The organism is Gorillibacterium sp. sgz306347 (assembly GCF_059735245.1).
In genome coordinates, this window is the sequence record NZ_JCAPET010000020.1 from 16,776 (window position 1) to 30,122 (window position 13,347).

The following is a 13,347-nucleotide window of genomic DNA, read 5'->3' on the forward strand; positions in this document are numbered from 1 at the left end:
GTACATCAGGTGGTCGACGTAATGGGTGGTTAACGAATCGGGAGTGCTGCTTCGGGAAAGGACGAGGAGGAACGCCTTTAAAGGAAAATGTTCCGTCTTCCCTCACTTAGCGCTTTATCCTCATAAAGAAGCGTGCCACAATGTTTCATTATCTGTGCAGCCTGGCAGGGCTTGAATGGCTAACGGTTGCCACAGAGCTTATTTGGGCCAAAACCGCCTTGAAATTTTTCTAACGGTTGCCACGGAGCTTATTTCGGCAAAAACAGACGAAAATGAGCAAAAAAACGAAAATAAGCGCTGTGGCAACCGTTAGAATTTGAAACCCCTCATTTTGGGACAAATAGCCTCTGTGGCAACCGTTAGAGCAACCGTGGGCACTTCAAGGCCGTGAGGAACTTGATCGGGCCCCATCGTTGTGCGGCGAGCCCCGCCGTGCCGCCTCGGGGCCCCATCGCCGTTCGGCGAGGCCTGCCCGCGCCGCCTCGGGCCCCATCGGCGTGCGGCGAGCCCGCCCGTGCCGCCCCGGGCCCCATCGTCGTGCGGCGAATCCCGCCCGTGCCGCCTCGGGCCCCATGGGCGTGCGGCGAGCCCGCCCGTGCCGCCTCGGGGCCCCATCGCCGTTCGGCGAGGCCTGCCCGCGCCGCCTCGGGCCCCATCGGCGTGCGGCGAGCCCGCCCGCGCTGCCTGGGGCCCCATCGTCGTGCGGCGAATCCCGCCCGTGCCGCCTCGGGCCCCATCGTCGTGCGGCGAGCCCCGCCGTGCCGCCCCGGACCCCATCGTCGTGCGGCGAGCCCCGCCCAGCCTCCTCGGGCCCCATGGGCGTGCGGCGAGCCCGCCCGTGCCGCCCGGGGCCCCATCGGCGCACACTCCCGGCTGCAGCGGGCAGAGCGGAAGCCGGCGATTAAGCCGCCCCATCGAAGAGAACATTGGCTGGTCGTCTTGCACAACCTCGGGCTGGGCGGTTATTTTTTTCGCGCATTTTTGAAAATAATTATGAAAAAATGCGGCAAACCGCTTGACGCCCAGTTGTTTTAGTTGTAAATTATTAATTGCTTTATTTTAATGCTAAAACATTAAACGTTTAAGCAAATGGATACTTTTTGGAGGTAGGGGGATGAACGAAGAAGAGGTACTGTTCGAGGTAACCTCAATGTTTCGCAGCCTGCTCAAACTAATCAATCAAGACTGGAATCAGAAAGGGTTTTGCCTAAGCCTGCCGCATTTCAAGGCACTTTTCGTGCTCGACAAATACGGCCCGCAAAACGTGTCGCAGCTCGCCCACCACCTCAGCCTGACGCCGGCCGCCATAACCGGCATGGCCGACAAGCTGTTTGCGGACGGGTATGTGACGAGGGAACGCGGCGAAAGCGACCGCCGGGTAGTCTATATCTCAATCTCCGACAAAGGGAGAGAGATGGTCGGCGAAGCCCGCGCGACCCGCGATCAGGTGATGCAAACGTATTTCAATACGCTGCCCGAGGAAGATATCCAGCACTTGCGGCGGATTTTTTCCGTCCTGTTGTCCCATAGAGAGAAAAATCCAGCATAAAAAAACGGAGAGAGGGTAACCATGGAACATTTAACATCCAAACGAAAGGTCACGATCATGATCGCCGTTATGGCGGCCATGTTCTTCGCGGCGATTAACCAGACGATTGTCAGCACCGCCATGCCGCGTATCATTTCCATTCTGGACGGGATGGACTACTACACCTGGACGATCAACATTTACCTGCTGACATCGACGATCGCTACGGTGCTTGTCGGCAAGCTGTCGGATATGTTCGGCCGCAAGCCGTTTCTCCTGATCGGGATTTTGCTGTTTATGACCGGCGCCTTCCTGACCGGCACCTCCCAGGATGTCTTTCATTTTATCGGCTACCGGGGGATTCAAGGGATCGGCGCAGGGATTATCCAATCGACCGCGTTTATGTCCGTCGGCGACTTGTTCCCGCCGCGCGAACGCGGCAAATGGATGGGCTTTATGACCGCCGTCTTCGGCTTCTCCAGCGTGCTTGGCCCGACGCTCGGCGGCTACCTCGTCGATCACATGGATTGGCACTGGCTGTTCTGGATCTTCCTGCCGCTCGGCATCGTGGCGTTCTTCATGATCTTGACGCTTTTCCCGAAGGTGGAGCGCAAGCCGAAGGAAAGCATCGACTACCTCGGCTCGCTTTTCCTGACCACCACGCTGGTTCCGCTGCTGCTGGCCTTCTCTTGGGCCGGAACGGAATACCCGTGGGGCTCCGAGCAAATCATCGGCCTTCTGATCGGAAGCGCCGTCTCCGCTCTCATCTTTATTTTGGTCGAATGGAAGGCGAAAAATCCGATTTTGCCGCTTCATCTGTTTAAGAACGGCATCGTCACCATCTCCAACCTGACCGGGTTTATCATGAACTTCGGCATGATGGGCGCGCTCATCTACCTGTCGTTCTTCGTGCAGGGCGTACTCGGGATTTCGCCGACCTACGCCGGTTACGTCACGATGCCGATGTCCATCGTCATGGTGGTCGCGAGCGCCATTACCGGCCAGCGCATGGCCAAGAAGGGCAAGTACAAACGCTACGCTCTGATCGGGATTCCGGTCATGATCGCCGGCATGGCCATCATGGTCGTGATGAACAACGTCCCGATGGCGATTCTCAGCATGATTATTTTCGGCCTTGGCCTCGGCCTCGGCATGCCGGTGTTTTCGCTCGCTTCGCAGAATGCGATGCCGCATAAAGAACTCGGCGTTGTCACCGCTTCGCTGCAGCTGTTCCGCAATCTGGGCGGCACGATCGGGATCGCCGTCATGGGGACGGTTATGTCCAATAACCTGACCAAAAACCTGGGCAAAGCCATGCAAGGTTCGGCCGCGCCGGACATGAGCGCGATGGATCCGAAGCTGGTCGAGCAAATGACGGCTTTCGCAAACCCGACGACGCTGATGAACAAGCCGCTTCTGGAGCAGACGCAGGCTTCGCTGCCCGCCGACGTTCAGCCGCTTTTCACGCAGATGATTCAAGGCATCCGCGACGCCCTCGGCGACACGCTTTCCACGGTGTTCCTGGTCGGGACGCTGGTGCTGGTGGTTGCCTTCGTGCTGGTCTTCTTCCTCAAGGAGCTGCCGCTTCGCACGTCCAACCAGACGGTGACGGTAAACGCCAAGCCGAAGCAGGGCGAAGAAGCGGCGATGGGCGGTTCGACCCCGGTCGTCAACTAAGCCGCGACGGAATAAAACAAGACGTATGCTCAAGCCGCGTCAAGCACTTATGTGAGGCAGCGGCAGATTAAGAAGCGGCGATCGCTTCCCGGTATTAAACGGGGAGCGGTCGCCGTTTTTTTGGCTGGAAAAAGGCAAGAAACGTCAAATGTTGAAGTGGAGTTTATTCTATACTCATTGCAGGAGGTGAGCTTATCGTCCACAGCAGAGAAATCCGGAAGGCATTGGATTATATAGAAATGAACCTGTGCGAGGAATTGACGCTGGATGAAATTTCGAAGGTGGCCGGGTATTCGAAATATTATTTTCATCGGACCTTTCAAAGGGAAACCGGGATTCCTTTATATGATTATATTCGCAAACGAAGACTGGCCGGCGCCGCGGCCGCACTGTTAAAAACTGAGGCTTCCATACTGGAGATCGCCGTCATGTATCTCTTCGCGACTCAGGAGTCTTTTACGCGAGCGTTCAAAGCGGTTTATCAATTGCCTCCCGGAAGATACCGGTCGGCGATGAGGGATTTGGTTGGAGGAGGAAAAACAATGGAGAAGCAAAACAAAATCAAAGACTGGATCGTCACGGGCTCCGCTCCCGAAAAATACTCGATGAGCCTGGACTCCGGTACCTGCCACACCGGCTCGAGATCGGCCACGATCCGTTCCCTCGAGGATGAGTTTTCCCAAGAGGAATTCGGGAGTATCATGCAGCAAATTAGCGCCAAACATTTCGTCGGGAAGCGGGTACGGTTCTCCGGTTTTGTAAAAACCGAAGCCGTGGAAGGCTGGTGCGGTCTATGGTTCCGAATCGATAACAACCTGGGGGATTCATTAAAGCTGGATAATATGCAAAGCAGGCCCATTACCGGAACGACGGACTGGAATCATTATTCTTGCGTGCTGGATGTCCCTGCAAACGGGGCTATTCTCAACATCGGGATCCTGCTGTGCGGGAAAGGGCAGGCATGGCTTGATAATGTCAGCCTTCAAGAAGTGGATCACAACACGCCAACAACGGATTTTTCCCCGGAGGAGGTTTTTTCCGACCGGCTCTTGAACCCCCAATTCGAAGAAGTGTGAGAGGGGGACAGCACCAAACCCGACACGCGATGAGAAATGCCGGCAGCTTATGACAAACGCCTTCGGAGGAATCCGAAGGCGTTTGCTGTTTGCGGGCGCTTTATCCTTCCGGGAAAAGCGCGTCATAAGCCGGGCAGGGCCGCTTTTCCAGATACTCCGCCAGCGCGGCGGGCCGGTTGCGGTAAATGTCCTTCAGGTCGGTGCCTTTGTATATATTTCCGATTACGACGGGACGGCACAGCTCGCAGATCAGGACATCTCCGTTTCCGTGCAGATGAAGCTGCCGGGTTCCGTCAACGCAGCGCGAGAAATAGACCCCGGGCTCGTCCCGGAAGCCCAGTTTGTCCATAAGCCGGTCCATGCAGGTGAAATAGAGCGTCGTGTCTTCTTTTTTCATGGCGATCAGCTCGCGAACCGAGCGGACGAGCTCCTCCTTGGCCGAGACCCGGTTCCAGCCTGTGTGATCCATCACAATGCTGTTTTGAATTTCGTGAATGCGCACGCCCAGATCGTAAACCATCTCACTGATCGCCCGCATGTTTTTCTGGGTTTCGGGAAAAAGCAGCGTCTCCAGCACCGTTTCCAGTCCCACCTTTGCACAGTAGCGGATGTTCGCAAGAATTTTCTCGTATACGGACGGATGGATCTTGTAATAGGCCGAAAACGTCTCGGCATCGGTGAAGTTAAAGGAAACGTGCAGATTGGACAGGCCGGCTTGCTTAAGCCTTTCGATGCGCTCTTCGTTCAGCAGGCTGGCGTTGCTGTTAAGCTGCGTGGCGATGCCCCTGGATGTGCAGTGAGCGATCACTTCCGCGCAGTCGTCGAATTTCAGCGTGACTTCCCCTCCGGATAACCGGACGCGCTTCAGGGTGGGAATATCGTCGATAATGCGGAGGATTTCGCTTGCCTGGAGCGATTGGCCGTCGTTGCGCCGGTAAGCGCAGCAGTAGTCGCATTTGAAGTTGCAGTTGGACGTGACGCCGACCTCCAGCCCCTCCAGCTCGTAATAATCCGGTTCGCTCAATTCCAGCGATTTATAGATCGGTTCCGTTCTCATAACATTGGTGTCCTCCCAGGTCATTCCGTCGGTTGCGCTTTCCATTGGTTACTTTTGCGATTATACCGAATGGCGCTTAATCGAGGTGTGATCAAAGTAACTGCCTTTCGAAGGGAACAGCCGCCGGACAAGTGATTAATATTGCAGAAGAGTCCGGAATGGTTGGTTTAAAATGGAATATAAAAGATAAATTAGGGTGGAACGCTATGAACTGGTATGTACTCTATGTGAAAACAGGCTTCGAGGATGCCGTCGAACGGTATATCCGTTACAAGTTTCAGGACGAGTATCAGATTCTGGTCCCCAAGCGCAAAGTGCCCGAGAAAACGGACGGAGAATTCCGCGCTGTCTTGAAAAAGCTGTTTCCCGGCTATGTCTTTGTCAGGGCGGCGATGGACAACGAGACGTACCAGCAAATTAACGAGACGCCCAAATTGATGAAAATCTTATGCAAAGGCCAGCAATTCATCTACGTCCGCCCGGAGGAAATGACGCTTCTGCTCAGTCTGGTCAACGAGAAGGGCGTAATCGATTATTCCCGCGTACAGATGGAAGGGGGCCAGACACGCGTTGTGGCCGGTCCGCTCCGGGGCCGCGAGCAGTACGTGTACAAAATGAATGCCCACACCCGCCGTGCGAAGGTGCGATTCGATATGTTGGGCCAAGCCCATCAGGCCGACCTGGGCATTGAATTTTGAGGAATGGAGCCTTAAGAAGAAGAGGAAAAGAATGTGGGTTTTATATAAATATTTTAAGTTTGCCTTTTCAAATAGGTGAAGCTGTCGTATCATGTAAGTATATGTTAGTAACTGGAAATAACGCAAGGCCGTTGCGAGGTTGTCGAAGCTTAGGCACTTCAACGCGAGGGACGGCTTCATAGTAAGGCTCCATGTATCCGTCATGTTACGAATGCGCATGGCGAAGCTATGCGCTGGGGAGGGTTATGGATGCAGTTGAAAATGTTTTGCGCAGCCCATGCCGGCGGAAGCGCCGCGTCTTACACCCGGTTGAGAAAAAGCCTCGACCCCCGTATCGGACTGATCGCCCTGGAACGGGCGGGCAAAGGAGCGAGGTGGCAGGAAGCCGCCGCAGCCTCACTGGGCGAGGCCGTGGAGGATTTGGCCCGGAGGATCCGCTCGGCGCTTGAGCCGGGAGACCGGTACGCGCTGTTCGGGCACAGCATGGGCAGCCTGATGATCCATGAAGCGTGCCATTTGCTTTGGCTTTCGGACGCTCCTTTGCCGGAGCGTCTTTTCTGTTCAGGGCGGCATGCGCCTCATCTTAGCAGGGGTAGTGATTCCATTCACACTTTGGACGACGCCGCTTTTGCCGCCAGACTCCGCGAAATGGGCGGAATCGAGGAGCTGACCGGTCACCCGGAGCTGCTGGCCGAGGCGCTGCCCCGTATCCGCGAAGATTTTCGGCTGGTGGAGGAATTCCGTTACGAGAGCAAGCCGCCGCTTCCCGTTCCGATTACGGTTTTCAGCGGAACGGAGGATGCATTTACGTTTGACGAGTTATACCGGTGGAGCGACCTGACATCCCGCGGATGTGAGGTTTGTTTTTTTCCGGGCGGTCATTTTTATTTGCAGCGGCAGTTCCCGGCGATCGCGGAACGGATCAATGAGCGGCTGGTCCAAACCATTTGAATGAAAAAGTGTAAACGGATACATTTGGCGAGGGCCGGTCTTTATGCGGGTTCTTTAACGAGGTGGATCTTTTGGATGCTAAACCATACCGGAGAAAGGCGGATTATTCGTACACGCTCGGGGTATTTCCCACGATTGAGCTGCTTTCGTTCCGGCCCGATCTTGTGCGGGCGGTCCTCTTCTCCAGCAAGTACCGGCCGCAGCCCGAATCTCCGGATCTCCATGCACTCTGCGCGCAGCGGAGCATCCGGACACTGGTGAACGACCGGCTGATCGAGAAGCTTAACGTGAAGGAGAGGAGGAAGTTCATGATTCAGCTTAAAATTTTGGGCGTGGGCGGGCAGGGCGTCGTTACGGCGGCGAAGCTGCTGTGCACCTTGTTGTGCGTTCACGAAGGAAAGCACGCGCGGATGTTTCCGGCCTACGGCCACGAACGGCGGGGCGCGCCGGTTTTTGCCGACGTGCTGGCCGACGACCGGCCGATTACGTTGAACGCGTTCGTGCGCCGGCCGGATCTTGTTCTGCTGCTCGACCCCGACCTGGAAGCCAAGGGAGGAGCCGTGCGGGACGGGATAAAGCCCGACACCCGGCTCGTTGTGAATGCCGCAAAACCGGACCGGTTTGCGGCCTGCGGCTTCCGGGAAATTTATCAGGCCGACGCGACCGGCCTTGCGCTTACGCTGTGCGGGAGCGACATCCCCAATCTGGCTATGCTCGGCGTGCTCGCCCGCACCGGCCTGTATTCCATCGACAGTGTTTATCCGTGCCTGGAGGAGTATTTTGCGTCCCCCCCTCAACCCGCCGTAAAGGAGCTGGTCCGGCAAGCTTATGAACAAACCGTTATTTTCTGAAACGCTGTTGGGACCCGTTGCCACCCGCTGCGAGGACTCGCCCGTCGGCACCTGGAAGCGGACAAGGCCTTTGTTCCACGCCGAGGCTTGTCTGCGCTGCGGCGAATGCGCCGCCTATTGCCCGACGGGCGTGATCGAGTTTCGCCGGGATGCCGCCCCGGCCGTCTCCTTCCGGGACGCTTGCTGCAAAGGCTGCGGCATCTGCGCCCGCATTTGCCGTTTTGGCGGAATCGGGATGGTGAACGTATGAAGGCCAACCCGCAAAAAGGACTCGTCATGCTCGACGGGAACGGGGCGGCGGCGGAAGCGGTCCGCCTGGCCCGCGTCTCCGTTGTCGCGTCCTACCCGATTACGCCCCAGAGCCCGCTTGTGGAGCGGCTGGCCCGGATGGCGGATTCCGGCGAACTGGACGGCCGCTATGTGTGCATGGAATCGGAGCATTCGGCCATGTCCTATGTGATCGGAGCTCAGCTGACGGGCATCCGCGCGGCGACGGCAACCTCTTCCGTCGGGCTCGCCCTGATGCACGAGGTGCTGGGCGTCGCCGCCGGCTGCCGGATTCCGCTGGTCATGCCGGTGGTCAACCGTTCCCTGGTTTCCCCGTGGAACCTGTGGTGCGACCACCAGGACACGATGGCCGAGCGCGACACCGGGTGGATTCAGCTGTACGCGGAGAATGCCCAAGAGGTGCTCGACCTGATGCTGATCGCTTACCGGGCGGCCGAGCATGAAGATGTGTTATTACCGGCCATGGTCTGCATGGACGGCTTTTTCGTGTCTCATTCGCTCCAGCCCGTTTCACTCCCGGAGCCGGAGCAGGCGGACGCTTTTTTACCCGCTTACCGGCCGAAAAACCTGCACCTTTCTCTGGAACGGCCCATGTTCATCAACAACCTGACGCCGAGCGAAGAGTTTATGGAAATGCGGTATCAGCAGGAGCAGGGCTTCCGGCAGGCGCTTCGGGTCCTTCCGGAAACGCAGCGGGCGTTTCGGGAACGGTTCGGACGCGATTACGGCCTGCTGGAGGCCTACCGCCTTGAGGACGCGGAGGCTGTCGTCATCAGCATGGGATCGGCCGCCGGTACCGTCAAATACGCCGTCGACCGCTTGCGGGAACGGGGCGTTCGGGCCGGTGCGGTCAAAGTGACCTGCTTTCGGCCCTTTCCGCACGAGGCGCTGCGCCGGCTGCTGGCCGGCCGGGCGCCTGCAGGCATCGCGGTGCTGGACCGAAGCGCGGGGCTGGGCGCGGAGGCAGGGCCGCTCGGCCTTGAAGTGCGGCATGCGCTTGAGCGCGAGCACCCTCGGATTGTCGGCTTTATCGCCGGCCTGGGGGGACGGGACATTCCGCCCGAAGCGGTGGAGGAGGTTGTGGCCAGTCTGCGGGAAGGCCGTTACGCGGAAGGCAAGCAATGGCTCGGTTTGCGGGAGGACGCCATGTCGCTCCGCGCGCTGAAGCAATATTCCGCCGAAGGGGCTGAGTGAGCTGAAGGTTTTGTTGGCATTCATCTACAATGATTTCATGTCCGGAACGATCGAGGAGATCGGGATTTCGCTCATTGCCTCCGTTCTGCGCCGGAACGGACACGAGGTGGAGCTTCTCATGGATCATGAGCGGGAGGTAAACCTCGGCCGGATCGAGTCGTTTCGTCCCGACATCATTGGCTTTACCGTTTACGAGGCGGCCAAGGATTCGGTTTACCGCGTCATCGAACGGGTCAAAGCCGTCCTGCCCGATGCGTCGATTTGTGTGGGCGGCATTCATCCGACCTCGCATGGGGAAACCGTTCTGCGAGAGAACGAGCACATCTCGTTCGCCATGGCCGGGGAAGGCGAAGATACCATGCTGGAGGCCGTCGGCCGGCTGTCGGCGGGCCAGACGCTGGCCGATGTAAGGGGCGTGATCTACCGGGAAGGAGGCGGGGTGGTGCGAAACGGGCCGCGGCCGCTGATTGCCGATCTGGACAGTCTGCCGTTCGCCGCCCGGGACATTCTGGTCGAAAAGCGAATGAAAATCGCGACCATCTCCGGCTCGCGCGGCTGTCTGGCCCGCTGCACCTACTGCGCAACGCATCTGTTCTGGACCAAATGGCGGGGAAGATCGGTCGGAAACGTGGCGGACGAGATCGAAATGCTGGTCCGCGATTACAACGTCCGCGCGTTCAACTTTATCGACAGCAGCTTTGAAGACCCCAATGACAATTTGCAGCGGCTGACCTCGCTTGCCCAGGAAATCGTAGACCGGCGGCTTTCCATCGCCTATTATGCGGATTTTCGGGCTGAATTCCAGCGCAAGGCGACGCCGGAGACGATGAGGCTGCTCAAGGCTTCCGGCCTTACAGGCGCCTGCATCGGAATCGAGTCGGGCAACGCCCGCGACCTGGCGTATTACAACAAAATCGCCAAGATCGAAGACAACCACGGCATCATGGAGCTTTTTCGGTCGTACGGCATTTGGATTTCCCCGGGCTTTATCAACTTTAATCCCGAAAGCACGCTGGAGGGGCTTCGGGAGAACAGCCGGTTTTTGCACCGGTACGGCTACGATTTGAAATTTATTCAGGAGCTGGCCATTTTCAAAGGAACGCCATTGTACAAGCGGATGGCGGAACGGGGCCTCCTTCTGCCGGCCGCAACGGCTTACCGGACATACCGGTATGCCGAGCCGCGGGTGGAACGGCTGAATGACTTTTTGACCGATTATCAGAAGCAGCTGGAGCAAGCGCATGACCGGCTGATCGCCCTTCTGGACTTTTACTTCGACTATTTTAATTTGACGCTCGGGTATTACGCCCGGTTGTTTGAAATCCGCCAAGACCCGAAGGCGCTCCGCTTCTTCGAAGTGCTGGTCGGTCAGTACCACGAGATCAAGGAAGCTTTTAATATGGCTTTTTTCCGGTGGATTACGACGATGATCGACCTGGCGGAGGAAGAGGCGCCGTCCGAACGAATGGAAGCCTGGACGCGGGAAGCCCTCCCGCCCGTTGCCTTTCTGAGGGCGGCCGAGCGGTTTGAGCGGCTCAAGCGAAAGCTTTACCAGTTCTTGATGCGCAGCGGCTACGACTCAAACGTGGTGATCCTGTAGATGAAAGGGAGGGACGAAGGATGCCGATGAACGGCTTGGTGGCAAATGGCGTAAGCACCTGCACGGGCTGCGGAATGGAAATCGCGCTCCGCCATGTGCTGGACGTCCTCGGCCCGGATACCTTTATTGTCATTCCGCCGGGCTGCGCGGCGCTTTTTTCCGGATACGGGGATCAGACGGCGCTGCGCATTCCCGGCTTTCAAGGGAATCTGGAGAACACCGCCGCCTACGCCGGCGGAATCCGGGCAGGGCTTGACCGCCAGGGAAAACGGGATGTGCACGTGCTGGCCTTTGCCGGAGACGGCGCCACCGTGGACATCGGCCTGCAGGCGTTGTCCGGCATGCTGGAGCGGCGGGAACGGGTCCTGTACGTCTGCTATGACAACGAAGCCTACATGAACACAGGCAAGCAGCGGAGCGGCGCCAGTCCGCAAGGGGCGTGGACCAGCACGACGCCGGGCGGCAAGGGCGAGACCAAAAAAGACATGCTGGCCATTGTGGAGGCGCACGGAATCCCTTATTTGGCGTCGGCGTCCATCGGGTATGTTCCCGATTTGAGGCGCAAGGTCTCGAAGGCGATGAAAGCGGACGGACCGAGCTACTTGCACGTCCATACGCCCTGCCCGACCGGCTGGGGGTTTGCGCCCGATCTGACGGTTGAGCTGGCGCGAAAGGCCGTTCAAACCGGACTGTGGCCGCTTTATGAAATCGACCGGGGCGCTCGTGCGGATCAGCCGGTTTCCCGGGGGGACGCGAAGCCTGAGGATTACTTTGGACCGCAGAAAAGGTTTCGAACATAACCAGACCAGTGGGGGAGATGACGTGCAGTCGATTGAAATTGTAACCTGCTTCTCCCGCCTTGAGCAGATCGGCCCGCTGCTCGACGCGGGCGCGGACGCCCTTTACTGCGGGCTTGTCCGCAGCTCCTGGCACCATACCGGCGTCGAACTGGACTGGCCGGATATCCGCGAGAGCGGGACCCGGATCCGGGAACGAGGGAAACGGCTTTACGTTGCGATAAACCGCGACTTGTCCGGTACGGAAGTCGAGTCGGTCCTGGAAGAACTCCGCAAGCTGGAAAACGGCGAGGCGGCGGGAGTGATCGCTTCGGATTGGGGGCTGATTCTGGCGCTCCGCCGGTACCTTCCCGGCCTCCCGGTTCATTTGAGCGCAAACGCGTCCTGTCTTCATGAGTGGGATTTCCGGCTGGCCCGCGAGCTCGGGGTGGCGCGGATCGTTTTTCCGCCTTCTGCGTTGTCCGCGGAAATCAGCGGCATGGTGTCCCGTTACGAGGGCTTTGAGTGGGAGGCGATTGCGTACGGCATGAAGTGCTATAACGAAGTGGGGCACTGCGCCTGCGTTTACGGCAGCGGGAAGGGCCGGGAGGCCCAGCTGTGCGGCCTCCCCTTCCGGCTGGACGGTGACGCGCGCGGCGAAGCGGCGGCTTTCCGGCCGTTTGGCAACCGGTTGTCCCGGGGCGAGGAAGCCGGGCGGCTGTATGAGCTCGGCATCCGGCACTGGAAGATCGAAGGGCGCGGCAGGGGGCTTGCCCATATGGCGCGCGGCACCCGGACGCTCCGCCGGCTGGCGGACGCTCTTTGCGGCGGAGAGGAGGCGGGGGCATGACCCGGGAAGGACCGAAAAGGGGGATTCACTTTCCGCTGCTTCCCGACCGTCCGCCGGCACCGTTCGAGCGGGCGGAAGCTTATATCCTTGGAAGCGTCCTGTGCGAGCCGGCCCGTGCGGACCGGAACGAAGAGCGGCTGGTCCGCTTTTGCGAAGCTGTCCGAAACGCGGGCGGACCGGGAAAAATTTATATTCAGCAGCCCTATTACCTGGTCGGCCAGGAACGGGCTTTTTTGGCGTTTCTCCGCCGGTTGAAACGGGACGGCTTGATTGACGGAGCACTGATTAACGGGCCGGGCTTGCCCGGCTCATGCGACGAGGAGATGGATTATGTGCTGAGCCGGTTCAGCATCCGCAAGCGCAAACGCGTCAATCCGTATTGGTTCGAGCTTTTGTCCGGCTTTCCGGTTGCGGCCGTCGAGTGCTACGCCGGGGACGGCGATTTGCTGAAGGACCTGAAGCATGCCACCGCTCTGCCGGTTTGGATTCGGGAGGGCGCGGACAAGCTGTTTTCCTTTTCCCGGACGTGCCTGGTCCGGGAGCGGCACCCGGAGCATGTGTGCGAGCCGGAGCGCTGCGCTTCAGGCGCTTATGCGCTTTCCGGCAGGGGGGACGAGCGGGGGATGAAGACGAGCGGGCATTTTCTCTACCGTCCTTCCGCCAAGCCGGGTCCGGAGTCCCCGGCCGGGCCTTCCGGCGGGCTGTCGGCCGACGCGCCGGAGGGGCCGCGCACCGAGCCGCTGCGGGGCGGGCTCGTCATCTGCAATGCGGGCGGGCTTGAGCTATGACGCGGACGGAGCG

13 protein-coding genes and 1 pseudogene are annotated in these 13,347 nt (G+C 58.9%); 13 read left to right on the plus strand and 1 reads right to left on the minus strand.

Going from position 1 to position 13,347, the window contains the following annotated elements; all coding sequences use genetic code 11:
- Positions 1-1,114: 1,114 nt before the first annotated feature.
- From AC6I6H_RS12270 to AC6I6H_RS12285, 4 genes and pseudogenes are all read left to right on the plus strand, one after another.
- The gene (locus AC6I6H_RS12270; RefSeq protein ID WP_497954110.1) at positions 1,115-1,549 is read left to right on the plus strand and encodes a MarR family winged helix-turn-helix transcriptional regulator; all 435 of its coding nucleotides are present in this window, start codon (positions 1,115-1,117) and stop codon (positions 1,547-1,549) included.
- A 21-nt stretch (positions 1,550-1,570) separates the two neighbouring features.
- On the plus strand, positions 1,571-3,205 hold the full coding sequence (locus AC6I6H_RS12275) for a DHA2 family efflux MFS transporter permease subunit (protein WP_497954111.1): 1,635 nt from the start codon (positions 1,571-1,573) through the stop codon (positions 3,203-3,205).
- Positions 3,206-3,444: 239 nt separating this feature from the next.
- Positions 3,445-3,702 (plus strand): annotated as a pseudogene (locus AC6I6H_RS12280) (helix-turn-helix domain-containing protein); the annotation flags it as partial.
- 45 nt (positions 3,703-3,747) lie between these two features.
- On the plus strand, positions 3,748-4,281 hold the full coding sequence (locus AC6I6H_RS12285; RefSeq protein WP_497954176.1) for a hypothetical protein: 534 nt from the start codon (positions 3,748-3,750) through the stop codon (positions 4,279-4,281).
- A gap of 100 nt (positions 4,282-4,381) precedes the next feature.
- On the opposite strand, the gene AC6I6H_RS12290 is transcribed toward AC6I6H_RS12285, so the two are convergent.
- Positions 4,382-5,338, minus strand: coding sequence for a radical SAM protein (locus AC6I6H_RS12290; RefSeq protein ID WP_497954113.1), 957 nt, complete (start codon positions 5,336-5,338; stop codon positions 4,382-4,384).
- A 206-nt stretch (positions 5,339-5,544) separates the two neighbouring features.
- Between AC6I6H_RS12290 and loaP the strand changes: the two genes are divergently transcribed.
- The 9 genes from loaP to AC6I6H_RS12335 all read left to right on the plus strand — a co-directional run bounded on the left by loaP (position 5,545) and on the right by AC6I6H_RS12335 (position 13,334).
- Entirely contained in the window at positions 5,545-6,036 is a 492-nt protein-coding gene (gene loaP / locus AC6I6H_RS12295; protein WP_497954114.1) for an antiterminator LoaP, read from the plus strand.
- A 249-nt stretch (positions 6,037-6,285) separates the two neighbouring features.
- Entirely contained in the window at positions 6,286-6,987 is a 702-nt protein-coding gene (locus AC6I6H_RS12300) for a thioesterase II family protein (protein WP_497954115.1), read from the plus strand.
- Between the two features lie 71 nt (positions 6,988-7,058).
- Complete coding sequence (locus AC6I6H_RS12305; RefSeq protein WP_497954116.1) at positions 7,059-7,838, plus strand: 2-oxoacid:acceptor oxidoreductase family protein; 780 nt, start codon at positions 7,059-7,061, stop codon at positions 7,836-7,838.
- Positions 7,816-8,088, plus strand: coding sequence for a 4Fe-4S binding protein (locus tag AC6I6H_RS12310; protein ID WP_497954117.1), 273 nt, complete (start codon positions 7,816-7,818; stop codon positions 8,086-8,088). Before AC6I6H_RS12305 ends, AC6I6H_RS12310 begins: the two co-directional genes overlap by 23 nt.
- Complete coding sequence (locus AC6I6H_RS12315) at positions 8,085-9,320, plus strand: phenylglyoxylate dehydrogenase (RefSeq protein ID WP_497954118.1); 1,236 nt, start codon at positions 8,085-8,087, stop codon at positions 9,318-9,320. Before AC6I6H_RS12310 ends, AC6I6H_RS12315 begins: the two co-directional genes overlap by 4 nt.
- Before the next feature lie 13 nt (positions 9,321-9,333).
- Complete coding sequence (locus tag AC6I6H_RS12320) at positions 9,334-10,920, plus strand: B12-binding domain-containing radical SAM protein (RefSeq protein WP_497954120.1); 1,587 nt, start codon at positions 9,334-9,336, stop codon at positions 10,918-10,920.
- A gap of 20 nt (positions 10,921-10,940) precedes the next feature.
- Complete coding sequence (locus tag AC6I6H_RS12325) at positions 10,941-11,720, plus strand: thiamine pyrophosphate-dependent enzyme (RefSeq protein WP_497954121.1); 780 nt, start codon at positions 10,941-10,943, stop codon at positions 11,718-11,720.
- A gap of 22 nt (positions 11,721-11,742) precedes the next feature.
- Entirely contained in the window at positions 11,743-12,546 is an 804-nt protein-coding gene (locus AC6I6H_RS12330; protein WP_497954123.1) for a peptidase U32 family protein, read from the plus strand.
- Entirely contained in the window at positions 12,543-13,334 is a 792-nt protein-coding gene (locus AC6I6H_RS12335) for a hypothetical protein (RefSeq protein ID WP_497954124.1), read from the plus strand. The genes AC6I6H_RS12330 and AC6I6H_RS12335 overlap by 4 nt, the downstream gene beginning before the upstream one ends.
- Positions 13,335-13,347 lie beyond the last annotated feature (13 nt).